Source organism: Brevundimonas sp. SL130 (assembly GCF_026625805.1).
Taxonomy (GTDB): Bacteria; Pseudomonadota; Alphaproteobacteria; order Caulobacterales; family Caulobacteraceae; genus Brevundimonas.
Map to the genome: position 1 here is coordinate 106,573 of NZ_CP113064.1, position 21,373 is coordinate 127,945.

At 66.7% G+C, this 21,373-nt stretch carries 23 protein-coding genes; 14 read left to right on the forward strand and 9 right to left on the reverse strand.

What is annotated here, in order from left to right:
• Positions 1-99 precede the first annotated feature (99 nt).
• A complete protein-coding gene (locus OU998_RS00500; RefSeq protein WP_267514899.1) occupies positions 100-1,074 on the forward strand; it encodes an ABC transporter ATP-binding protein in 975 nt (324 codons plus the stop codon).
• Here the strand turns inward: OU998_RS00500 and OU998_RS00505 are convergent.
• From OU998_RS00505 to OU998_RS00515, 3 genes are all read right to left on the reverse strand, one after another.
• Positions 1,071-1,952, reverse strand: coding sequence for an alpha/beta fold hydrolase (locus tag OU998_RS00505; protein WP_267514900.1), 882 nt, complete (start codon positions 1,950-1,952; stop codon positions 1,071-1,073). The two genes, OU998_RS00500 and OU998_RS00505, sit on opposite strands and share 4 nt — an antisense overlap.
• 62 nt (positions 1,953-2,014) lie before the next feature.
• Positions 2,015-2,524 carry a D-glycero-alpha-D-manno-heptose-1,7-bisphosphate 7-phosphatase gene (locus OU998_RS00510; protein WP_267514901.1) on the reverse strand — a complete coding sequence of 170 codons (510 nt, stop codon included), beginning with the start codon at positions 2,522-2,524 and terminating at the stop codon, positions 2,015-2,017.
• Entirely contained in the window at positions 2,521-3,609 is a 1,089-nt protein-coding gene (locus OU998_RS00515; protein ID WP_267514902.1) for an AGE family epimerase/isomerase, read from the reverse strand. The genes OU998_RS00510 and OU998_RS00515 overlap by 4 nt, the downstream gene beginning before the upstream one ends.
• Before the next feature lie 173 nt (positions 3,610-3,782).
• Between OU998_RS00515 and OU998_RS00520 the strand changes: the two genes are divergently transcribed.
• The 7 genes from OU998_RS00520 (at position 3,783) to pnp (ending at position 11,062) form a co-directional block, all read left to right on the forward strand.
• Complete coding sequence (locus OU998_RS00520; protein WP_267514903.1) at positions 3,783-4,946, forward strand: DegT/DnrJ/EryC1/StrS family aminotransferase; 1,164 nt, start codon at positions 3,783-3,785, stop codon at positions 4,944-4,946.
• A 151-nt stretch (positions 4,947-5,097) separates the two neighbouring features.
• The gene (locus OU998_RS00525) at positions 5,098-6,030 is read left to right on the forward strand and encodes a Gfo/Idh/MocA family protein (protein ID WP_267514904.1); all 933 of its coding nucleotides are present in this window, start codon (positions 5,098-5,100) and stop codon (positions 6,028-6,030) included.
• Positions 6,031-6,077: 47 nt separating this feature from the next.
• Positions 6,078-6,587: a hypothetical protein gene (locus tag OU998_RS00530; protein ID WP_267514905.1), complete on the forward strand. Its 510-nt coding sequence runs from the start codon at positions 6,078-6,080 to the stop codon at positions 6,585-6,587.
• 123 nt (positions 6,588-6,710) lie between these two features.
• A complete protein-coding gene (gene rbfA / locus OU998_RS00535; RefSeq protein WP_267514906.1) occupies positions 6,711-7,181 on the forward strand; it encodes a 30S ribosome-binding factor RbfA in 471 nt (156 codons plus the stop codon).
• Positions 7,182-7,302: 121 nt separating this feature from the next.
• Positions 7,303-8,235, forward strand: a complete 933-nt coding sequence (gene truB / locus OU998_RS00540) for a tRNA pseudouridine(55) synthase TruB (RefSeq protein ID WP_267514907.1) — start codon at positions 7,303-7,305, stop codon at positions 8,233-8,235.
• A gap of 73 nt (positions 8,236-8,308) precedes the next feature.
• On the forward strand, positions 8,309-8,578 hold the full coding sequence (gene rpsO / locus OU998_RS00545; protein ID WP_267514908.1) for a 30S ribosomal protein S15: 270 nt from the start codon (positions 8,309-8,311) through the stop codon (positions 8,576-8,578).
• Between the two features lie 246 nt (positions 8,579-8,824).
• Positions 8,825-11,062, forward strand: a complete 2,238-nt coding sequence (pnp, locus tag OU998_RS00550) for a polyribonucleotide nucleotidyltransferase (RefSeq protein WP_267514909.1) — start codon at positions 8,825-8,827, stop codon at positions 11,060-11,062.
• Positions 11,063-11,157: 95 nt separating this feature from the next.
• Here the strand turns inward: pnp and OU998_RS00555 are convergent, their stop codons facing one another.
• Positions 11,158-11,559: a Tat pathway signal protein gene (locus tag OU998_RS00555; protein ID WP_267514910.1), complete on the reverse strand. Its 402-nt coding sequence runs from the start codon at positions 11,557-11,559 to the stop codon at positions 11,158-11,160.
• Positions 11,560-11,704: 145 nt separating this feature from the next.
• Between OU998_RS00555 and ahcY the strand changes: the two genes are divergently transcribed.
• The 4 genes from ahcY to OU998_RS00575 all read left to right on the forward strand — a co-directional run bounded on the left by ahcY (position 11,705) and on the right by OU998_RS00575 (position 16,262).
• A complete protein-coding gene (ahcY, locus tag OU998_RS00560) occupies positions 11,705-13,096 on the forward strand; it encodes an adenosylhomocysteinase (RefSeq protein ID WP_267514911.1) in 1,392 nt (463 codons plus the stop codon).
• 24 nt (positions 13,097-13,120) lie between these two features.
• A complete protein-coding gene (locus tag OU998_RS00565) occupies positions 13,121-14,326 on the forward strand; it encodes an NAD(P)/FAD-dependent oxidoreductase (protein WP_267514912.1) in 1,206 nt (401 codons plus the stop codon).
• A 206-nt stretch (positions 14,327-14,532) separates the two neighbouring features.
• Positions 14,533-15,228 carry a LolA family protein gene (locus OU998_RS00570; RefSeq protein WP_267514913.1) on the forward strand — a complete coding sequence of 232 codons (696 nt, stop codon included), beginning with the start codon at positions 14,533-14,535 and terminating at the stop codon, positions 15,226-15,228.
• A 236-nt stretch (positions 15,229-15,464) separates the two neighbouring features.
• On the forward strand, positions 15,465-16,262 hold the full coding sequence (locus OU998_RS00575) for an exodeoxyribonuclease III (protein WP_267514914.1): 798 nt from the start codon (positions 15,465-15,467) through the stop codon (positions 16,260-16,262).
• 1 nt (position 16,263) lies between these two features.
• On the opposite strand, the gene OU998_RS00580 is transcribed toward OU998_RS00575, so the two are convergent.
• Positions 16,264-17,718 (reverse strand): PLP-dependent aminotransferase family protein, encoded by a 1,455-nt coding sequence (locus tag OU998_RS00580; protein ID WP_267514915.1) that lies wholly within the window; start codon positions 17,716-17,718, stop codon positions 16,264-16,266.
• Positions 17,719-17,778: 60 nt separating this feature from the next.
• Between OU998_RS00580 and OU998_RS00585 the strand changes: the two genes are divergently transcribed.
• Positions 17,779-18,396 (forward strand): YczE/YyaS/YitT family protein, encoded by a 618-nt coding sequence (locus OU998_RS00585; protein ID WP_267514916.1) that lies wholly within the window; start codon positions 17,779-17,781, stop codon positions 18,394-18,396.
• Here OU998_RS00585 and OU998_RS00590 read toward each other — a convergent pair.
• From OU998_RS00590 to OU998_RS00605, 4 genes are all read right to left on the reverse strand, one after another.
• The gene (locus tag OU998_RS00590; RefSeq protein WP_267514917.1) at positions 18,385-18,810 is read right to left on the reverse strand and encodes a type II toxin-antitoxin system VapC family toxin; all 426 of its coding nucleotides are present in this window, start codon (positions 18,808-18,810) and stop codon (positions 18,385-18,387) included. The genes OU998_RS00585 and OU998_RS00590 overlap by 12 nt on opposite strands.
• A complete protein-coding gene (locus tag OU998_RS00595; protein ID WP_267514918.1) occupies positions 18,801-19,184 on the reverse strand; it encodes a DUF7662 domain-containing protein in 384 nt (127 codons plus the stop codon). Before OU998_RS00595 ends, OU998_RS00590 begins: the two co-directional genes overlap by 10 nt.
• A 58-nt stretch (positions 19,185-19,242) precedes the next feature.
• Positions 19,243-19,929, reverse strand: a complete 687-nt coding sequence (locus OU998_RS00600; protein ID WP_267514919.1) for a response regulator transcription factor — start codon at positions 19,927-19,929, stop codon at positions 19,243-19,245.
• A gap of 80 nt (positions 19,930-20,009) precedes the next feature.
• Complete coding sequence (locus tag OU998_RS00605) at positions 20,010-20,708, reverse strand: YggS family pyridoxal phosphate-dependent enzyme (RefSeq protein WP_267514920.1); 699 nt, start codon at positions 20,706-20,708, stop codon at positions 20,010-20,012.
• On the opposite strand from OU998_RS00605, the gene OU998_RS00610 reads away from it, so the two are divergent.
• Positions 20,707-21,351 carry a thiamine phosphate synthase gene (locus OU998_RS00610; protein WP_267514921.1) on the forward strand — a complete coding sequence of 215 codons (645 nt, stop codon included), beginning with the start codon at positions 20,707-20,709 and terminating at the stop codon, positions 21,349-21,351. The genes OU998_RS00605 and OU998_RS00610 overlap by 2 nt on opposite strands.
• Positions 21,352-21,373: the final 22 nt, after the last annotated feature.

Consider the following 21,373-nt stretch of genomic DNA (forward strand, 5'->3'; position numbering starts at 1 on the left):
CGTGGACTTGGCGAGGAGGCGTCGGGCGCATACCTATGCGGCCCGTTCGGCGGCGTCAAACCGCCGCACGACCCGATGTCTCGACCAAAGCGCTCCAAAATGACCGATGCGACGATCCTGCCTGACAACGCCATCGAGGTGCGCGGGCTGAAGAAGACCTATGCGGGCTCCAAGAAGGCCGCGCCCAAGACGGCCCTGCACGGGGTCGATCTGGTCATTCCGCGCGGCTCGGTGTTCGGGCTCCTGGGCCCCAACGGCGCCGGAAAATCGACCCTGATCAACATCCTGGCCGGCGTGGTCAAGAAGTCGGAAGGCACGGTGACCATCTGGGGCCGCGACATCGACAAGGAGCCGCGCGACGCCGCCGCCGCCCTGGGCGTCGTACCTCAGGAGATCGTCGCCGACGTCTTCTTCACCCCGCGCGAGTCGCTGGAGGTCCAGGCCGGCTTTTATGGCGTGCCCAAGAACGAACGTCGCTCGGACGAACTTTTGGCGGCGCTGGGCCTGTCGGACAAGGCCAACGCCTATGTCCGCGCCCTGTCCGGCGGCATGAAGCGGCGGCTGATGGTGGCCAAGGCCCTGGTCCACAATCCGCCGATCCTGATCCTGGACGAGCCGACGGCCGGGGTGGACGTCGAACTGCGTCGCCAGCTGTGGGCCTATGTCCGCCAGATCAACGCCGAGGGCGTGACCATCGTCCTGACCACCCACTATCTGGAAGAGGCGCAGGAGCTCTGCGACACCATCGCCATCGTCAACCGGGGCCGGGTCGTGGCCTGCGAACCGACCCCGCAGCTCCTGCGGCGCCTGGACAGTCGCAATGTGGTCGTCACGCCCGACGTTCCGCTGGACACGGCGCCCGCCCTGCCCGGCTTCGTCGTCACCGCCCGTCCGAACGGCGCCTTCGCCGTGGCCTACAAGAAGGGACAGTCGTCGGTCGAACAGGTCATCGCCGCCGTCCGCAAGGCCGGGATCACCATCGCCGACATCACCACCGAAGACCCGGACCTGGAAGACGTCTTCCTGGCCCTGACCTATGGGGACGTGAACCAGATCGATCCGACCAAGGACTAATCCAGGCCCGCCAGGAATTCGAAGATGGCCGCCTTGGCCTCGGGCTCGTCCAGCATGGGGGCGTGGCCGACATCGGGAACCTCGACATAGGCCATGGCCGGGGCGGCCTTGCGCATCTTGTCGGCGATGGCGGCGCTCAAAAGGTCGGACGCCCCTCCCCGCACCAGCAGGGTCGGCTTGGTTTTCGCCAGCCGCCGGAACATGGGCCACAGGTTGGGAACCAGGGCCTTGGCCCCCGCCGCCCGGATCGGCACGGAGATGTCCGGATCATAGTCCAGCCCGATCTCGCCGTCCGGCTGCTGACGGAAGATGCGGCGCGCGAAGGCGTCCCAGTCGGCGTCTGAATAGTCGGGAAAGGCGACGGCGTTGATCCGCTTCGCATAGGCCGCCGCGTCCGCCCACGAACCGATTTCGACCGGCTGGCCGCTGTAGGCGGCGATACGCGCCAGACCTTCCGGCGCCACCTCGGGCCCGATGTCGTTCAGGATGGCGGCGACCACCGCCTTGGGACGCAGCGCCGTCAGGGCCATGGTGATCAGCCCCCCCATAGAGGTGCCCACGAAGACAGCCCGATCTATCGCCGCCTGCTCCATCAGCGCCAGCACGTCGGCGGCATAGACGTCAGGGCGATAGGTCATCGGATCAGGCGCGTGATCCGACAGGCCGCGGCCGCGCACATCGACCGCCAGGACGCGCCGCCCGCTCTGGGCCAGAAGCGGCGCAAGGGCCCCAAAGTCGGCGCTGTTACGGGTTAATCCGTGAATGGCGATGACCGGGGGACGGGCGACGCCGGAGCCCGGCGCATAGTCGCGCGCGAACAGGTCCAGCCCGTCCGATGACTTCCAGCGACGTTCGGCATAGGCGGCGGCAGGGTTCACGGAGACGCTCCTTCAACCAGGAGGGACCAGAGTAATTCACCGCGCAAGGAATTGCGATGGCGTCAGACGCCGATCAGCTCGCGCACGAAGACATCCAGATTTCCGCCCTGGAACAGAAAACCTGACACCCCGGCGCGTTGCGCCGCCTCGATATCGCGCGGTTGGTCGCCGATCATGAAAGATCTGGCCGGGTCGATCTCGTAATCCGCGATGGCCCGCAAAAGCATGCCCGGATTGGGCTTTCGGTCCGGATGGTCGGGATGGCGATAACGCTCATCCTGCGCCTCTGGATGGAAGGGGCAGGCGTAGACCGCATTGATGACCGCCCCCTCCTGCGCCAGCCGTTTGACCAGCAGACCGTTGAAGGCGTGCATCTGATCCTCGCCGAACATGCCGCGCGCCACGCCAGACTGGTTGGTGACGATCACCGTCAGATAACCCAGCAGGTTCAATCGCCGCACCGCCGCGCCCACACCGGCAAGCAGCTTCAGATGTTCGGGCAGGTGGGGATAGCCGGAATCCTCGATCAAGACCCCGTCACGGTCCAGGAAGACAGCGGGCAGGCCGGTCATGCGTCGCGTCTCAGCAACTCGGTGAAGGCGGTCATCAGGTGATAGAGGCTCGAGGCGGGCACGGCCTTGTCGGGCGAAACCCCGTCGGCGTCATAGGAATCGACCCACAGGCCGGGAACAGCGGTGGCCAGATGGGTGTCGAAGGTCGCCGCGATCAGGTCGACGGCCTGAGCGTCGCCGAACACCAGGGCCGAACGGATCGCTTCGGTTTGACACCACAGGCGGCGACCGGCGTCGATCGGCGCGCCCTGCGTATCGACTTCGCGGATCATGAAACCGGCCTTCAGCCCCTCGGCGGCGCCGCGACGGTGCAGGGCTTCGGCGGTCTCGGCGGCATCCAACCCAGCGGCCTTGGCCTGACGCAGCAGCCACGACCACTCCTCCAGATGGCCCGGCTCGACGATATGGCCGGTCTGCGGGTCCGGCGCCCAGTCCTCGGTGAAATACTCACGAATGGCGCCGTCGATCAGGAACCGGGTCCGGCACAGGTCCAGCGAGACCCGCGCCGCCGCCTCGAACGCCGGATCGGGCGCCGTCGCCTGCCAGGCCAGCATGGCCTCGAGCAGGTGCATATGCGGGTTCTGGCGTCGCGGAAGACGCGGCGGCAGGGCCTCGTGCCAGCCGCCGTGCGGCGCTGTCATTCGCGCATTGATCTGGGCCAGGGTCTCCAGCGCCAGCGGCCGGGCGCGATCGTCGCCCAGAACCCGGTGCGCCGCCGCCAGGGAAAACATGACGAAGGCCAGGTCATACAGATCCGGCGTCTCGTCCAGCACGCCGCCGGCGTCATCGGTGGCCGCAACCCACAGGCCGTCTTCGCGGCGGCAGGTGGCGATCATGCCGTCCAGGCCTGCCCGCGCAATCGCCCGCCCGGCGTCCCAGCCCAGGTCAGCGGCTTCACAAAAGACATAGATCTGGCGCGCCTGCACCCGCGTGCGGCGACGCGCGCCCGCCACAGGCTGTCCTTCGAAATCCAGCAATTCGAAGAAGCGCCCGTCGGCGTCCACCCCGCGTGCGGCCCACAAGGGAAGGGCATGATCGAACAGCCAGGTCGAGACCCGATTCTTTGCATCCGAGAGCGTCATCATGACGTCGGCTTAAGGCGCATCCCGCGCGGCGCCAAGCGGTGACGGTTGCAAAGGGCAACGCGAAGTGACGCTGCTACGTTTGGCCCCCGCGCCTGATCTTGCTAGGAGGGCGGCCAGCCTCGCGGCCTGACCCGTCGGTCCGCCGCCCCCGAATCGCGTGGAGAGCGCCTCTCATGATCCCCTTCATCGACCTTCAGGCCCAGCGCCTGCGTCTCGCCGGCAAGATCGAGGCCGCCGTTCAGGAGGCCGTCGTCGGCGGCGCCTGGGTCATGGGGCCCCAGGTCCGCCAGTTCGAGGCCGATCTGGCCGCCTTCGGCCAGGCCCAACACGCCCTGGGCTGCGCCAACGGCACCGACGCCCTGATCCTGCCGCTGATCGCCTGGGGAATCCGCACCGGCGACGCCGTCTTCTGCCCCAGCTTCACCTTCACCGCGACGGCCGAGGTCGTGCCCTGGCTGGGCGCCTCGCCGGTCTTCGTGGACGTGGACGCGCGCACCTACAACATGGACCCGATCCGCCTGGAGGCCGCCATCGAGGCGGTCAAGGCCGAGGGGCGCCTGACGCCCAAGGTGGTCATCGCCGTCGATCTGTTCGGCCAGCCGGCCGATTACCCCGCCATCCGGGCCATCTGCGACCGCCACGGACTGAAACTGATCTCGGATTCGGCGCAGGGCTTCGGCTGCACCCTGGACGGCCATCATCCGCTGAAGTGGGCCGATGTCACGACCACCAGCTTCTTCCCGGCCAAGCCGCTGGGCTGCTACGGCGACGGCGGGGCGGTGCTGACGAACGACGAAGATCTGGCCCAGGAGATGGATTCCCTGCGCGTTCACGGCAAGGTGGTGGCCAAGGACCTCAAGGCCGGCGCGGCCGCCTTCACCCATGATCCGAAATACCTGGCCATGCGCATCGGCATGAACAGCCGGCTGGACACCATCCAGGCCGCCATCCTGATCGAGAAGCTGAAGGTGTTCGGCCAGGAGATCGAATGGCGCAACCGAATCGCCGCCCGCTACAATGAACATCTGGCGCCCCATGTGGCGGCCGTGCCCCACGTCATCGACGGCGGCGTGTCCGTCTGGGCCCAGTACACGATCGAACACGCGGACCGCGACGGCCTGGCCGCCCACCTCAAGGACCAGGGCGTGCCCACCGCCGTCTATTATCCCGTGCCTATGCACCTGCAGCCGGCCTATGGCCGTTTCCCGCACGGCGCCGGCGGCCTGCCCGTCACCGAGCGACTGAAGGACGTGGTCCTCAGCCTGCCGATGCACGCCGACCTGGACGAGGCGACCCAGGACAAGGTCATCGCCGCCGTCGCTTCGTACACGGCTTAGGACGAGCGCTTTTTCCTTCGTCATCCTAGGCCTTGTGCCTAGGATCCATAAACTCAGACCTTCGACCCGTCGCTCCGGACACACCGGGCGTATGGATCCTCGCCACAAGGGCGAGGATGACGGGTTGATAGGAAATACAAGGGTCGCAACCATGCCCAACACCCCCATCCTCAAGTTCGGCGTCGCCGGCGTCGGCGTCATGGGCCGCAACCATGCGCGCGTCGCCTCCGAAATGCGCGAGTTCGACCTGACCACCGTCTTCGACCCCGATGCGGTTGTCGCCGACGGCGTCGCAGCCGCCTTTGAGGCCACGCCGGTCACCACGGCCCAGGCCTTCATCGACGCCGGCCTGAACGCCGCTGTCGTCGCCACGCCGAACCGGTTCCATGCCGAAATCGGCGTCGCCCTGCTGGAAAAGGGCGTCCACGTCCTGGTCGAAAAGCCCATCGCCGCCACCGTGGCCGACGCCCAGCGTATGATCGACGCCGCCAAGGCCAATGACCGCGTCCTGATGGTCGGCCAGGTCGAACGGTTCAATCCGGCGGTCGAGACGGTCAAGCGCGCCGTCGCCGACGACGAGATCATCTCGATCCAGGTCACCCGCGTCGGCCCCTTCCCGCCCCGGATGGGTGATGTCGGCGTCGTCATCGACCTAGCGGTCCATGACATCGACATCATCCGCCACCTGACCGGCTCCGAGATCGTCGAGGTCCAGCCGCAACTGGCCCGCACCCGCGCCGAGCGCGAGGACACGGCCCTGCTACAGTTCCGGCTCGACAATGGGGTGATCGCCCACATCACCACCAACTGGGTCACGCCCTACAAGACCCGCACCCTGCAAGTCGCCACCAAGACCAAATTCATCGTCGCCGACCTGATCACCCGTCAGGTGACCGAATATTTCGGGCAGCAACCCGACGGCTCCTATTCGACCCGGATGCTGAACAGCTGGCCGGCCGAGCCGCTGAGGAAAGAGCTGGAAGCCTTCGCCCGCGCCATCCACACCGGCGAGACCCCGGCGGTGACGGGGGAAGACGGCCTGCGCAACCTCGAGGTCGCCCTGCGCTGCCTGGGGGAACACTGATCGGGGCGTGGCCTAAAGTCGCCGCAATGGCCGGGAAAGGAAGAGACATGCGCTCATCCCTCGCCCCCGTTCTAATTGCCTTGCTGACCGTGTCGGCGGCCGCGCCGGCGCACGCCGACACCCGCTATTTTTCCTACAACGCCACGGACCGGATCACCCAGGCCCTGACCAAGGGGATCACGCTCCAGGTCCGACGCGGCCTGTTCGGGGCGATCAGCGTCGAGCGGCTGTTCTCCACCACGGCGCGCGGCTCGGCCGATTTCACGCGCGGGGGACCGGATGCCGCGCGGCGAGTTTTGCCCGAGGGCGCGCGCGAGACGGACCTCTATGTCGTCGAACAGGCCGGCGACGGACGGGGCCTGGCCCGCGCACTTTGCCCCGGCGCGGATGAGGTCTGGCTGGTGATGAGTCGTATCCGCGCACCCCGGCCCCTGACGATGCAGGCTGTCGGCCGCTGGAGCGACGGCGCCTACCGCCACTGCGTGACCCTGAGCTACGAGTGGCGCGGCGAATGGCAGACCGCGCCGGTTTCGCCGTTGGCGGACACCGAGTCCTGAGGGTTCGACGGGCCGGTTAGACCGGCCGGAACTGGACAGGGCGGCTCCACACGCCTAGACCGCCCGACTTTCGCTTATCCGGCCGGGTCCGAGCCCCGGCGGGCGAACAAGAAGGAGCGGCCGATGGCCCAGAAACAACATACCCGCAATTCCGGCGGCGCCGGTCGCGCTGGAACTGGACCCAGTCAGCGCCAACTGCGCGCCGGCGAACTGATCCGTCACGCCCTGGTCGACATCCTGCGTGAAGAAGACATCCGCGACGAGGCCCTGGCCGGGGTCTCCGTCACCGTGACCGAGGTCCGTCTGTCGCCGGACCTGAAACACGCCACCTGTTTCGTCAAACCCCTGGGCGCCGGCGTCGAGGCCGCCGCGACCACCGGTCACGAGAGCGAGATCATCAAGGCGCTGAACGTCCATGCCAAATTCCTGCGCGGCCAGCTGGGTCGTCGCCTGGACATGAAGTTCACCCCCGACCTGCGCTTCCTCCACGACGAAAGCTTCGACACCGCCGGCCATATCGACCGCCTGTTCGACGACCCCCGCGTCCGCGCCGACCTGGAACGCCGCGACGACGAGAGCGAGAACGACGCCTAATGTCCCGGCCTCAAGTAGCGCGAAGCGCGTTAGGTCCAACCTTCCGGCCTCAAGTAGCGCGAGGCGCGATAGGCCAAGCATCCTGGCCTCAAGCAGCGCGAAGCGCGATAGGCCCAGCATAATGGCCCGCAAGAAGAAGGGCGACGTGGTCGACGGCTGGGTCTGCCTGGACAAGCCGTTCGAGATGGGATCGACCGAGGCGGTCAGCCGCATCCGCCGCCTGTTCAACGCCCAGAAGGCCGGTCACGCCGGAACCCTGGACCCGCTGGCCAGCGGCATCCTGCCCATCGCCCTGGGTGAGGCGACCAAGACCGTGCCGATGATGATGGAGGCGCAGAAGGTCTATCGTTTCACCATCAACTGGGGCGTCTCGACCGACAGCGTGGACCGCGAGGGCGAGATCATCGGCCGCTCCGACGTTCGCCCCTCGGTCGAGGCGGTGAAGGCCGCCCTGCCCGCCTTCGTCGGCGAGATCGACCAGACCCCGCCGCGTTTCTCGGCCATCAAGGTGGACGGCGCCCGCGCCTATGACCTGGCCCGCGACGGGGTCGAGTTCGAGCTTCAGGCGCGCCGCGTCACCATCTATTCGGCAGAAGTCACCGACGCGCCGGACGCCGATCACGTCGAACTGACCATCCGCACCGGCAAGGGCGTCTATGTCCGGTCGCTGGCGCGCGATCTGGCTGTCGTCCTGGGCGCCGAGGGGCATGTTTCGGCCCTGCGGCGCGAGCGGGTGGGACCGTTTCATACCGAAAACGCCGTGACGCTGGATTTTCTCGAGGATTTGGTGCATAGGGGCGCCGCCTCGGAAGGCTTGCTTCCCGTTGCGACCGCCCTGGACGACATCCCGGAGCTGGCCGTGACGGATCAGGACGCCTTCTCGCTTCGGCAGGGACGCCCGATCGTTCTGCTCCCCCGTCAGGTGGAAACCCTCAAGACCCGTCTGTCGGACGGTTCGCGAACGGTTTCAGCCTTTCAGGGTCAGACCCTCGTCGCACTCTGTCAGTTGCGGGCCGGCCGGTTAGAACCCGACCGCGTTTTCAATCTTTCCTGATCGCCTGATCAGGGGACTCCAACCCGGCCTCAAGTAGCGCGAAAGCGCGGTAGGCCACCAAGGGAGACTTACGATGTCGGTTACTGCTGAACGCAAGCACGAGATCATCGCCGATAACGCCCGCACCGCTGGCGACACCGGCTCGGCCGAGGTTCAGGTCGCGATCCTGTCGGAACGCATCGCCAACCTGACCGAACACTTCAAGACCCACAAGAAGGACAACCACTCGCGTCGTGGCCTTCTGAAGATGGTGTCGCAACGTCGCCGCCTGCTCGACCACCTCAACAAGGTCGACGCCGGTCGCTACCAGGCGCTCATCTCCAAGCTGGGCCTGCGCCGCTAAGGCGTCGGATCAGTGTAAGACTGTATTTCGAGGCGCGGGCGGTCACGTCCGCGCCTCGTTGTGCGATTAGAACCGACCTGCGCGCCGCAGGACTTTACGGCGCAGACGCGAGGGCCATGCCGGTCCTCAAATGGTCTTCCGCGATGGCGCGGCGACCCTGGATCGAAGGACTGAACGCCCGACGCATCCGCCCCCAATGATGGGACCCCGCACGGAATACGCCGTCCGGGATACGAAAGACGAAATATGTTCGATATCAAACGCAAGACGATCGACTGGGCCGGCCGCCCGCTCACCCTGGAAACGGGCCGCATCGCCCGCCAGGCCGACGGCGCCGTGCTGGCGACCTACGGCGAGACCGTAGTTCTGGCCACCGTCGTCTACGGCCGTTCGCCCAAGCCGGGTCTGGATTTCTTCCCCCTGACCGTCAACTACCAGGAAAAGACCTTCGCCGCCGGCAAGATCCCGGGTGGCTACTTCAAGCGTGAAGGCCGTCCGACCGAGAAGGAAACCCTGGTTTCCCGCCTGATCGACCGTCCGATCCGCCCCCTGTTCGTCAAGGGCTTCAAGAACGAGACCCAGGTCGTCGTGACCGTGCTGCAGCACGACATGGAAAACGATCCGGACATCGTCGGCCTGGTCGCCGCCTCGGCCGCCCTGACCATTTCGGGCGTGCCCTTCATGGGCCCGATCGGTGCCGCGCGCGTCGGCTTGATCGACGGCGAGCTGGTTCTGAACCCGCACATCGACCTGATCGCGACCTCGGACCTCGACCTGGTGGTCGCCGGCACCCAGGACGCCCTGATGATGGTCGAATCCGAAGCCAAGGAGCTGTCGGAAGAGAAGATGCTCGAAGCCCTGATGTTCGCTCACGCGGGCATGCAGCCGGTGATCGAGGCCATCATCGAACTGGCCGAACACGCCGCCAAGGAGCCCTTCGACTTCCAGGCCGAAGATCACTCCGACGTCGTCGCCTCGATCAAGAAGCTGGTCGGCGAAGACATCAAGGCCGCCTACACCCACCCCGGCAAGTACGACCGTCGCTCGGGCGTCGACGCGGCCAAGAAGACCGCCGCCGCCAAGCTGGTGAAGACCGACGAAAACCCCGACGGCGTCGACAGCTCCAAGTTCTCGGCCGCCTTCAAGGAATGCGAAGCCGACGTCCTGCGTCGCGACATCATCGAGAACGCACACCGCGTCGACGGCCGCGCCCTCGACAAGGTCCGCGCCATCGTGTCGGAAGTCGGCGTCCTGCCGCGCACCCACGGTTCGGCCCTGTTCACGCGTGGGGAAACCCAGGCCCTGGTCGTCGCCACGCTCGGCACCGGCGAGGACGAGCAGTACATCGACAGCCTGTCGGGCACCTACAAGGAAAGCTTCCTGCTGCACTACAACTTCCCCCCCTATTCGGTGGGTGAAGCGGGTCGCATGGGTTCGCCCGGCCGTCGCGAAATCGGTCACGGCAAGCTGGCCTGGCGCGCGATCCGTCCGATGCTGCCGTCGAAGGAAGACTTCCCCTACACCATCCGTCTGGTCTCCGAGATCACCGAGTCGAACGGCTCGTCCTCGATGGCCACGGTCTGCGGTTCGTCGCTGGCCCTGATGGACGCCGGCGTGCCGCTGATCCGTCCGGTCTCGGGCATCGCCATGGGCCTGATCCTGGAGCCGTCGGGCGAGTTCGCCATCCTATCGGACATCCTGGGTGACGAAGATCACCTGGGCGACATGGACTTCAAGGTCGCCGGCACCTCGGAAGGCATCACCAGCCTTCAGATGGACATCAAGGTCGCCGGGATCACCAAGGAGATCATGAAGCAGGCTCTGAGCCAGGCCTCGGCCGGTCGTCTCCACATCCTGGACGAAATGTCCAAGGCCATGGACGCGCCGCGCACCGAACTGGGCGAGCACGCGCCGAAGATCGAAACGGTCAAGATCGCGGTCGACAAGATCCGTGAAGTGATCGGTTCGGGCGGCAAGGTCATCCGCGAGATCGTCGAGAAGACCGGCGCCAAGATCGACATCGGCGACGACGGCACCATCAAGGTCGCCGCCAACGACCAGGAAAAGATCGACGCCGCCAAGGCCTGGATCCAGTCCATCGCCTCGGAACCGGAAGTCGGAACCATCTATTCCGGCAAGGTCGTGAAGGTCGTCGATTTCGGCGCCTTCGTGAACTTCTTCGGCGCCAAGGACGGTCTGGTCCACGTGTCCCAGATCGCACTGGAACGCGTCGCCAACCCGGCCGACGTCCTGTCGGAAGGCCAAGAGGTCAAGGTCAAGTTCCTGGGCTTCGACGATCGCGGCAAGACCAAGCTGTCGATGAAGGTCGTCGATCAGTCGACGGGTGAAGACCTGACCGACAAGATCAACGCCGAGCGCGCCGAACGCGGCGAAGAGCCCCTGTCGGAAGACACCGGCGGCCGTCCCAAGCGCGAAGGCGGCGGTGATCGCGGTGGCGATCGCGGTCGTCGTCGTCGCGACTAAGCCTTAGGCTCAGTTGAGAACGAGAAAGGCCCCGCCGGCGACGGCGGGGCCTTTTTTCATTCAGCAGCCGCAAAAAGCAGCGCGTCTGCTGGCGATCAGAGGGCCAGCACCGTCCCCAGCAGCACGCGGGCGCCCGCGCGGCCCAAGGTGGCGTTAGTGGCCGCCTGAAGCTCGGCCGTCAGTCGATCCAGATCGGGAACCGCGCCGGGGCGAAGTCCATTTGCGAACCTCTGAGCGACGATGGCATATGCGGCGCGAAGCCGCGGCGCCGACTGCTGCGCCCGGGTTCGAAGCGTCGCGTCCGGCACATCTACGCCGGTCTCGACCGAAAACACGCCACGCCCGCCATTGGCGCGCATGATCGAGGCCGTGATGATCGGCAGCCGGAAATAGGTGTCCGCCGACGGGGCGGCGGCTCCGCTCGAAGAGGCGTGAGCGGAGGTCGAGGCGGCGGCCGTCGCGACAAGGGCGAGGCCAAGAAGAGCGCGGCGTTCCATGCCTCCACGCTAACCGGTCTGGCTTAAGAAACTGCTTAGCCCGCCATCAGGCATAGCGCATATAAGGATATCCTTATGTGTTTATTGCTCCTTCATCGTCTGCGGGCTAGAAGGTCTGGGAAATCCCCTGCGGCCAGGAGCCCCCATGACCGACTACATCATCCGCGACATCTCTCTGGCCGACTGGGGCAAGAAGGAAATCGACATCGCCGAAACGGAAATGCCGGGCCTGATGGCCTTGCGCGCCGAGTTCGGCGCGGCCCAGCCGCTGAAGGGCGCCCGGATCGCCGGCAGCCTGCACATGACCATCCAGACGGCCGTTCTTATCCAGACGCTGGAAGCCCTGGGCGCCGAAGTGCGCTGGGCCTCGTGCAACATCTTCTCGACCCAGGATCACGCCGCGGCCGCCATCGCCGCCGCCGGCACGCCGGTCTTCGCCATCAAGGGCGAAACCCTGGAAGAATACTGGGACTATGCCCACAAGATCTTCGAATGGGCCGACGGCGGCTATCCGAACCTGATCCTGGACGACGGCGGCGACGCCACCCTGCTGTGCGTGCTTGGCCCCAAGGCCGAGAAGGACATCTCGGTTCTGGCCAATCCCCAGAACGAGGAAGAAGAAGCCCTGTTCAAGGTGATGAAGCGCTACATCGCTGAAAAGCCCGGCTTCTATTCGGCCATCCGCGACGCCATCGGCGGCGTGTCGGAAGAAACCACCACGGGCGTGCACCGCCTGTACCAGATGTCGGAACGCGGCGAGCTGCCCTTCCCGGCCATCAACGTCAACGACAGCGTCACCAAGTCGAAGTTCGACAATCTGTACGGCTGCCGTGAATCCCTGGTCGACGCCATCCGTCGCGGCACCGACGTCATGCTGTCGGGCAAGGTCGCCGTGGTCTGCGGCTACGGCGACGTGGGCAAGGGCTCGGCCGCCTCGCTGCGCCAAGGCGGCGCCCGCGTGATCGTGACCGAGATCGACCCGATCTGCGCCCTGCAAGCCGCCATGGAAGGCTATGACGTCCAGACCCTGGACGACGTCGCCGACAAGGCCGACATCTTCGTCACCGCCACCGGCAACAAGGATGTGATCACCGTCGATCACATGCGCCGGATGCGTCACAACGCCATCGTCTGCAACATCGGCCACTTCGACTCCGAGATTCAGGTGGCCGGCCTGAAGAACTTCAAGTGGGACGAGATCAAGCCTCAGGTCCACCACATCGAATTCCCCGGCGGCAACAAGATCATCCTGCTGTCGGAAGGCCGCCTGGTGAACCTGGGCAACGCCACGGGCCACCCCTCCTTCGTGATGAGCGCCTCCTTCACCAACCAGACCCTGGCGCAGCTGGAGCTCTGGACCAACAAGTCGGCCTATGAGACCAAGGTCTACACCCTGCCCAAGCATCTGGACGAGAAGGTCGCCGCGCTGCACCTCGGCAAGCTGGGCGCCAAACTGACCGTGCTGAACAAGGAACAGGCCGATTACATCTCCGTGCCGCAGGAAGGCCCGTTCAAGCCCGAGCACTATCGCTACTAAGACCCAAGTCCCGGAGCCGGTCTCGTGAGCCGGGCGTCCTTCGACGTCCTGGTGATCGGGGCCGGCGCCGCCGGCATGATGTGCGCCGCCGAGGCCGGGCGGCGCGGCCGTCGGGTGCTGGTCGTCGATCATGCGGCCAATCCCGGCGAGAAGATCCGCATCTCCGGCGGCGGCCGGTGCAATTTCACCAATCTGGGCTGCGGGCCGGCGAACTTCCTGGGTGAGAACCCGAGGTTCGCCACCTCGGCCCTGCGCCGATTCACCCAGCACGACTTCATCAAGCGCGTGGACCGGGCCGGGATCGCCTGGCACGAAAAGACGCTGGGTCAGCTATTTTGCGACGACAGCGCCAAACAGATCGTCCGCATGCTGACCGACGACATGGCGGCGGCGGGCGTGACCCTGAAGATGAAGACCGGCGTCGAGCGCCTGGCGAAAGCGGGCGAGGCCTGGACCATCGACCTGTCGGACGGAACCCAGGTCACGGCGGCGGCCCTGGTCGTCGCGACCGGCGGCAAGTCGATCCCCAAGATGGGCGCGACCGGCTGGGCCTATGAGGTCGCACGCCAGTTCGACATTCGCGTCACCGACACCCGCCCCGCCCTGGTCCCCCTGACCTTCGAGGCCGGCCTGTTGGAGACCCTGACGCCGCTGGCCGGCGTGGCGGTGGACGCACGGGTCGCCTCGGCGCCCGACACGAAGGCGCGCAAGGCGGCCTTTAACGAGGCCATGCTGTTCACCCACCGCGGCCTCAGCGGCCCGGCCATATTGCAGATCAGCTCCTACTGGCGCGAGGGCGAGGCCATCGTCGCGTCCATGGCTCCCGGCCGCGACGTCTTCAACGAACTGAAGGCGGCCAAGACCGCAAACGGGCGTCAGGCCGTGCACACGGCTCTGGGCCATATCCTGCCGCGACGGCTGGCGGAAAGCCTGTGCGCGCGCGAGGGCGCGGCGGGCAATCTGGCCGACCTTTCGGACGCCACGCTGCGGCGGCTGGACCAGGCGGTCAACGCTTGGAGCGTGAAGCCGGTCGGGTCTGAAGGCTATCGCACCGCCGAAGTGACCCTGGGCGGGATCGACACCGCCGCCCTGGACCAGCAGACCCTGGCCGCCAAGGCGGTTCCGGGCCTGTATTTCATCGGCGAGGCGGTCGATGTGACCGGCTGGCTGGGCGGCTATAATTTCCAGTGGGCCTGGTCGTCGGGCTGGGCCGCTGGGCAGGTCTGTTAGGTCGCCGAACCATCGCCGATCAACCGGTCGGGAACGGTCGACCGGCCAGCCCGTTATCCCGCCTCTGTCTTCCTAAGCTTCAGTATTGCGATGAACAGGGCTTCATCGGAGCGCCGGAATATGGTCAGGCTCGCGTCATTCCGACGCCAAGCCGGCCGGGCAAGACAGCAGGATCGCTGACCATTCCCGACGGGGAGACTGACTTCATGACCGAACCCACCCAATCCAAGACCCAGGCCGCCGTCGCCGAAGCTACGGACCTTGACCGGCGCCGGCTGCTGCTGGGCGCGGGCCTCCTGACCGGGGTTGCGGCCCTGGGTCTGTTTGACGCGGCTGAGGCGCAGTCCAGCCTGTCGGCTGAGGATCGCGCCGTGGTGCAACAGGCCCAGACCTATTTGCAGGGTTTGACCTCGGCCCAGGGCGGCTTCGTGGAGACGGGTCCGGGCGGCCAGCGTCGCGAGGGTCGCTTCTATCTTCAGCGCCCCGGCAAGATGCGGTTCGAGTACACCAATCCCGCCGGGCTTCTGGTCGTGTCGGACGGCTATAACGTCAAACGCTACGATCCGCGCCTGAACAACTTCCAGCAGGTCCCCCTGGGGCGGACGCCCCTGTCCACCTTCCTGGCGCGCAATGTGCGTCTGGACCAGGGCGTGCGCATTGACCGCGTCACCCGCATGAACGCCGGCGCCTTTGCGATTACGGCGCGGGACGCCGGACGACCCAATGACGGCTCCGTGGTCCTGGCCTTCGGCGGCGATCCGATCCGTTTGCAGGAGTGGACCATCACCGACGCCCAGGGCGCACGCACCCGGACGCAGTTGATCGGGCTGAGAGCGGCGTCCGGCCTGTCGGCCAGCCTGTTCCAGCTGCGGGATCCCACCCGTCGTCCGGGTCGAAACTGACCGGATTGTTCGCCGATCAACGCTATCGATCCGTTGCCGGATAATCACGGCCAAACGTCAAATATGACAATTTGACCTTTTCTCCAGGGCGTGACATCAAGAGCACAGAGCGGCGGCGGCCGTTCTACCGCCTCGGATGCATCCCCCTCCCGGCGGCGAGAGAGACGATCACCTTCATAAGCCCGGCCCGTAGCGGCCGGGCCTTTTTTATCCGGCGTGGCCTGCTACAGCGGGGCATGACTCTTCGCCTCGCTACCTGGAACATCAACTCCGTCCGTCTGCGCATCGATCAGGTGGCCCGGTTCGTCGCCGAGAAGGCTCCTGACGTCCTGCTGTTGCAGGAGATCAAATGCACGACGGACCAGTTTCCGCGCGCCGCCTTCGAGGAGATGGGGATGCCTCATCTACGGGTGGCGGGCCAGAAGGGCTGGCACGGGGTGGCCATCGCCTCGCGCCTGCCGCTTGAGGACAGCGACACCTTCCAGGTCTGCAAGCTGGGCCACGCCCGTTGCGTCTCGGCGCGGGTCGCCGGGATCGACGTGCAGAATTTCTACATTCCCGCCGGCGGCGACATTCCGGATCGAGCGCTGAACCCGAAGTTCGATCACAAGATGGACTTCTATGAGCAGCTGACCGCCATCGTCGCCAAACAGGACAAGTCGCGCCCCCTGGTCATGGCCGGCGACTTCAACATCGCCCCGGGCGAGGGCGACGTGTTCAACCATCGCTACATGTCCAAGATCGTCAGCCACACCCCGATTGAGGTGGAGACCCTGAATCGGCTGCAGGAAACGGGCGGGTTCGCCGACGTGCTGCGCGACCGCTTCCCCGAACCGCAGAAACTGGCCAGCTGGTGGAGCTATCGCGCGGCGGATTTCCGCAAGTCCAACCGCGGCCTGCGTCTGGACCACATCTGGACCTCGCCGGGCCTGACGCCGGCCGTGATCAAGGACACCGCCCGGATCCACGACGACGTTCGCGAATGGGACCGCCCGTCGGACCATGCACCGGTGACGGTCGATCTGGACGTGTGAGTTAATAGACGGCGGCGGGCTTGCTGGCGGCCGGCGCTATTGATTTGCGCCGGCCGAGCGCCTTCGCCGCCCTTGCCAGCCGCCCCACAGCCTCATCCAGTTCGCTCTCCGGCAGGGTGTAAGGCAGGCGTAGGCGGCGTTCGAAGGCGCCGTCCACGCCAAAACGCGGCCCGGCGGCCAGGATCAGGCCTTGCGTGGCCGCCTGGACCGTCAGGCTCGAACTGATCGGCGCGGGAAGCTGCACCCAGAGCGTCAGACCGCCGGCGGGTCGAGGGCAGGACCAGTCCGGCAGGTGCTGCGTCAGGCGCGCCCGCAGATGGTCGCGTCGCGCGCGCAGCAGAGGCCGCCGCGCCGACAGAGCCGCGCCGCCGTCGTTCAACAGCTCCACGGCGGCCAATTGCTCCAGAATCGGCACGCCCAGATCGAAGCTGGCGCGGCTTTGGGCCAGGCGCTGGATCACGGCCCTGTCGGCGCGGATCCAGCCGATGCGCAGACCGCCCCAGACGCTCTTGGACATGGAGCCCAGCCGCACCACGCGCGGAGCGTCCACGGCGGAGGCGGTGAGCGCCGGCGGGCCGCTGAGGGTCAGTTCGACCAGGGTCTCGTCCAGCACCAGCAGGGTCTCTGACCCCTTCAACCCGGCCAGAAGCCGAGCGCGGTCCGGGGCCCGCATCATCCGACCCGTTGGATTATTGTGGTCCAGCACCAGATAGGCCATGGGCGCGCCGCTGCGTCGACAGGCCGAGACCAGGCCGTCCACGTCCCAGCCGTCCGCGCCGTCGTCGTCAGGCAAGGCGACCGGCGTCGGCCGGCCGCCCGCCGCGAGTATGGCGTCGATCGCCTGGGGGTAGGTGGGATGGTCGAACACCACCGGGACGCCGGGTCGAACAGCCAGGCGCAACAGATGAACCAGGCCGTTGTGGGCCCCGTGGGTGATCAGGATCTGGCCCGGCGACGTCGCCAACCCGCGTCGCCGGTAGCCCTGGGCCACGGCCTCGCGGAGTTCTTCGAGGCCCGCCGGCTCATAGCCATGGCCGGGCAGATTGGCGGGAAGCCGCTCCAGCGCCCGCACATAGGCGGCGTGGACATTGGGGTCGGCCGGGAGAACGGCCGCCGTCAGGTCGATCACCCCCGTCGCCGGCGATTGGGGCGGCGCCGCCAGACGGGGGCGAGGCCCGGCCGGCAGGCTGGTCCGCGCGCCTTCGCCCTGACCGCCGACCAGGAACCCGTCATCCCTCAGTCGTCCATAGGCGGACGAGACGGTCGTACGGCTCAAACCCAGGGCCTGCGCCACTTCTCGCTCGCCCGGCAGCCGAACCGCCAGCGGCAGACGGCCGTCGAGAATCAGAAGTCGTACCGCCGCCGCCAGCTGTCGATAGGTCGCGCCGGCGCCGGGCGTGCGCCAGACGCCCAGATGGCGGACAAGCGAGGGAAGACCTATCGAACGGGGAGACATGGGGCCAGAATGACAGAACTGGCTATTTTTTATAGGTCCAGTATCGCCCAAACCGTCGAAATGACTCGTCGCCTTGCCCAGCTCTTCGCCGGCCTCGCCCTCTATGGCTTGGCGATTGCCCTGATTGTTCGCGCCGATCTGGGGCTCGATCCCTGGGATGTTCTGCACCAGGGGGTGTTCGAGCGGTTTGCCGGCCCGGCCGGGATCAGCTTCGGCCTGGTGGTCAATCTGATCGGTATGGCCGTTCTGCTGCTGTGGATTCCCCTGCGCCAGCGGCCTGGAATAGGGACTGTGGCCAATGTTCTGGTGATCGGCACAGTCGCGAATTTCGGCCTGGACTGGATCCCGTCTGACCTGGGCCTACCGCTCCGGGCGGGCTTGCTGGGCGCGGGCGTCGTGCTGAACGGCGTCGCCAGCGGGGCCTATATCGGCGCGGGTCTTGGTCCGGGGCCGCGCGACGGCCTGATGACCGGCATCGTCGCGCGCACGGGCTGGCCGGTGAAATGGGTCCGGACCGCCATCGAGCTGAGCGTCATCGCCCTGGGCTGGCTATTGGGCGGCTCTGTCGGCGTCGGCACGGTGATCTACGCCGTGACCATCGGCCCCCTGGTCCATCTTTTCTTGCCGATGTTCACGATCCGTTCGGCCGTCCGACGCGACCCAAGCTCAGCAGGCTAAGGCGCGGATATGGCCGCCTTCGGCATAAGCGAGCAGCGGGCGATCTCGTGTCACGAGGGTCCAGCCGCGCAGACGGGCCGTCGCCGCCAGAATTCGATCCGCCGGGTCCCTCAACCCCTTGGACTGCGGCAGATAGGACGCCGCCACGAGAATGTCCGGACTGAGCGGCGCCTCCGTCAATCCGGCCGCAAGAAGCGTCTCGAACCAAATCAACGGATCGACGGACAAGGCATATCTGCCCCTGGCGACCAGTTGTGCGACTTCCCAGGCGGTGATCGGAGAAAGATGGATGGGCACGCCTTGCGCATCGGCCTGAATCAAGGCCTCGGCAGCCTGATCTCGCAATTCCATATCGGAAGTCGAGGTCCAGAGCGCCGCACAGGTGTCCAGCAAAAGCGGAGCCTTCAGTCGCACTCGGCGGCCCAGACATCACCCGTTGGCTGCGTCACGTCCACACCGGGAGGAATGGTGACGGTTCCGGCCAAACGGTGACGAATCCGCTCCAGAATATTCGGCCTCGCCGACGAAGGGTTCTGTCGATCCTCCGGACGAATACGACGGAACACCAGCTTTTCCCGGCCGATATCCACCCGCTCGGTCTGGAACCCGGCTTCGAGCCAGGCCCTCGTCATGACGTTGTTGGATGGATTGTTGCTCCACCACGCCGGATATTGCTTTGAAGCCGGCAGGGCCGCGCCGAGAACTCGTTCGATCTCGGAAAAGGTCATCGGCACTTCAGCGGTCGGCCGATCCGCCAGGTAACGCGTCAGGGGTTCATATTTTCCCACGTCCACCTCCGCGCCCGATCACGAAGACACACTACTAAGTGTGTTGCATTCCGTCAAGTCAAGGTTGCAGTCGATACCCGCCGGCGTCGGTCAGCAGCAGGCGGGCCTGACCCGGCTCGGGCTCGATCTTCTGGCGCAGACGATAGATGTGGGTTTCCAGCGTGTGGGTGGTGACGCCGGCGTTGTAGCCCCAGACCTCGGTCAGCAGTTCCTCGCGCGACACCGGCTTGGCCCCGGCGCGGTAGAGGTATTTCAGGATGTTAGTTTCTTTTTCCGTCAGCCGGACCTTCTTGCCCTTGGCGTCCATCAGAACCTTGGCGGCCGGGCGGAACTCGTAGGGGCCGATGGAGAAGACCGCGTCTTCCGACTGTTCGTGGCTGCGCAGATGGGCGCGGATGCGGGCCAGCAGGACGGCGAACCGGAAAGGCTTGGTGACGTAATCGTTGGCGCCGGCGTCTAGGCCCAGGATGGCGTCGGCGTCGGCGGACTGGGCCGTCAGCATGATGACCGGGGTCGAGACCCCGTCCTTGCGCAACAGGCGGCAGGCCTCGCGGCCGTCCATATCCGGCAGGTCGACGTCCAGCAGGATCAGGTCGGCGCGGATCTCGCGCCCCATGCGGACGCCGTCGGTGGCGGTGGAGGCCTGCTGGGTCTTGAACTCTTCGTGGAGGTTCAACTGCTCGGCCAGGGCCTCGCGCAGGTCGTCGTCGTCGTCGATGATCAGAATGGTCTTGGGCGTGGGCATGTGCAGACAATGGCGAGGCTTGGGCCCCGCGCCAAGGCTTGGGGGTGCGAATTCACGTAAGGTTACGGCCTAGAGGCGGTTTAAGGACGATTTCGTTCCCCGAACAACGCCGTTCCCACCCGAACATGGGTGGCGCCGCAGCGGATGGCGGTCTCGTAGTCGCCGCTCATACCCATCGACAGGACCGAAAGTCCGTTGCGGTCGGCGATCTGTTTCAAAAGGGAGAAATGGGGCGCGGCGTCCTGGTCCGCCGGCGGGATACACATCAGGCCCTCGACCGTCAGGCCATAGGTGTCGCGCGCAGCGCGGATCAGGGCGTCGGCGTCTTCGGCCAGGACGCCCGCCTTCTGGGGCTCTGCGCCCGTATTGACCTGGACCAGGACGCGCGGGGCGCGGCTGAGCTTTTGCGCCGCCTCGGCCAGGGCTCGCGCCAGTTTTTCGCGGTCCAGGGCCTCGATCACGTCGAACAGGGCCACGGCGTCTTCGGCCTTATTGGTCTGCAAGGGGCCGATCAGGCGCAGTTCCAAGTCGTTCAGACCGGGAAGACGGCCGATCCACCGCTCTTGCGCCTCCTGCACCCGATTTTCGCCGAACACGCGCTGGCCGGCGGCCAGTATGGCGTCGATGGCCTCGGGCGGCTGGGTCTTGGACACGGCGGTCAGGATGACGGCGGCCGGATCCCGGCCGACGGCGCGGCAGGCCGCGTCAATGCGCGCGCGAACCTCGGCCAGGTTTTCGGCGATGGACGCGGGCGAGGAAGCGGAGGAAGTAGGGGTCATGATCCTGTCGGCCGATTACAGCGATGAGGCGCGCGCGCTCTGGGATGCGGCGACCGCTCTAAACCGCGCCGCGGCCGCTGTCAGCCCGAGCGTCGCCGGTTTGCCGCCCCTGCTGTTCTTCACCGACCCGGAGCGCACGCCCCGGCCCTGGGAGACGGCGGCCCGGCTGCCGGTCGGATCGGCGGTGGTCTATCGCGCGTTCGGCGCCGAAGATGCGGTCGAGACGGGACTGAGATTGCGCGGCGCCACGCGGGAGGCGGGGGTCAAACTGCTGGTGGGGCTGGACCAGGCCCTGGCCGAGGCGGTCGAGGCGGATGGCCTGCACCTGCCGGAACGCGAGGCGGCGCGAGCGGTCTTGATCCGCCGGGCCCATCCCGGCTGGCTGCTGACGCGGGCCTGGCATGGCGGCGACGCGAGCTGCACGGGCCTGGACGCCCTGGTCCTGTCTCCGGTCTTTCCGGCAGGCGGGGTCTCGGGGGTGAAGACGCCGCTGGGCGTGGAGGGATTTCGCAGGCGCGTGATTGCGGCGGATCTGCCCGTCTATGCGCTCGGGGGCGTAGATGCGGCGACCGCCTCGGGCCTGATCGGCTCAGGCGCGTGCGGCCTGGCCGGCGTGGCCGCGATCCAGTCCGCGTTTCGATAGGGCCTGTCCTGCGCGGATCGGA

What these genes read in the sequence shown, in the direction of transcription:
- OU998_RS00500 (WP_267514899.1), top strand. Translation starts at nt 100, where the DNA reads ATGACCGATGCGACGATCCTGCCTGACAACGCCATCGAGGTGCGCGGG.
- OU998_RS00510 (WP_267514901.1), bottom strand. Translation starts at nt 2,524, where the DNA reads ATGACCGGCCTGCCCGCTGTCTTCCTGGACCGTGACGGGGTCTTGATC.
- OU998_RS00515 (WP_267514902.1), bottom strand. Translation starts at nt 3,609, where the DNA reads ATGATGACGCTCTCGGATGCAAAGAATCGGGTCTCGACCTGGCTGTTC.
- OU998_RS00520 (WP_267514903.1), top strand. Translation starts at nt 3,783, where the DNA reads ATGATCCCCTTCATCGACCTTCAGGCCCAGCGCCTGCGTCTCGCCGGC.
- OU998_RS00525 (WP_267514904.1), top strand. Translation starts at nt 5,098, where the DNA reads ATGCCCAACACCCCCATCCTCAAGTTCGGCGTCGCCGGCGTCGGCGTC.
- OU998_RS00530 (WP_267514905.1), top strand. Translation starts at nt 6,078, where the DNA reads ATGCGCTCATCCCTCGCCCCCGTTCTAATTGCCTTGCTGACCGTGTCG.
- rbfA (WP_267514906.1), top strand. Translation starts at nt 6,711, where the DNA reads ATGGCCCAGAAACAACATACCCGCAATTCCGGCGGCGCCGGTCGCGCT.
- truB (WP_267514907.1), top strand. Translation starts at nt 7,303, where the DNA reads ATGGCCCGCAAGAAGAAGGGCGACGTGGTCGACGGCTGGGTCTGCCTG.
- rpsO (WP_267514908.1), top strand. Translation starts at nt 8,309, where the DNA reads ATGTCGGTTACTGCTGAACGCAAGCACGAGATCATCGCCGATAACGCC.
- pnp (WP_267514909.1), top strand. Translation starts at nt 8,825, where the DNA reads ATGTTCGATATCAAACGCAAGACGATCGACTGGGCCGGCCGCCCGCTC.
- OU998_RS00555 (WP_267514910.1), bottom strand. Translation starts at nt 11,559, where the DNA reads ATGGAACGCCGCGCTCTTCTTGGCCTCGCCCTTGTCGCGACGGCCGCC.
- ahcY (WP_267514911.1), top strand. Translation starts at nt 11,705, where the DNA reads ATGACCGACTACATCATCCGCGACATCTCTCTGGCCGACTGGGGCAAG.
- OU998_RS00570 (WP_267514913.1), top strand. Translation starts at nt 14,533, where the DNA reads ATGACCGAACCCACCCAATCCAAGACCCAGGCCGCCGTCGCCGAAGCT.
- OU998_RS00575 (WP_267514914.1), top strand. Translation starts at nt 15,465, where the DNA reads ATGACTCTTCGCCTCGCTACCTGGAACATCAACTCCGTCCGTCTGCGC.
- OU998_RS00580 (WP_267514915.1), bottom strand. Translation starts at nt 17,718, where the DNA reads ATGTCTCCCCGTTCGATAGGTCTTCCCTCGCTTGTCCGCCATCTGGGC.
- OU998_RS00585 (WP_267514916.1), top strand. Translation starts at nt 17,779, where the DNA reads ATGACTCGTCGCCTTGCCCAGCTCTTCGCCGGCCTCGCCCTCTATGGC.
- OU998_RS00600 (WP_267514919.1), bottom strand. Translation starts at nt 19,929, where the DNA reads ATGCCCACGCCCAAGACCATTCTGATCATCGACGACGACGACGACCTG.
- OU998_RS00610 (WP_267514921.1), top strand. Translation starts at nt 20,707, where the DNA reads ATGATCCTGTCGGCCGATTACAGCGATGAGGCGCGCGCGCTCTGGGAT.
- OU998_RS00605 (WP_267514920.1), bottom strand. Translation starts at nt 20,708, where the DNA reads ATGACCCCTACTTCCTCCGCTTCCTCGCCCGCGTCCATCGCCGAAAAC.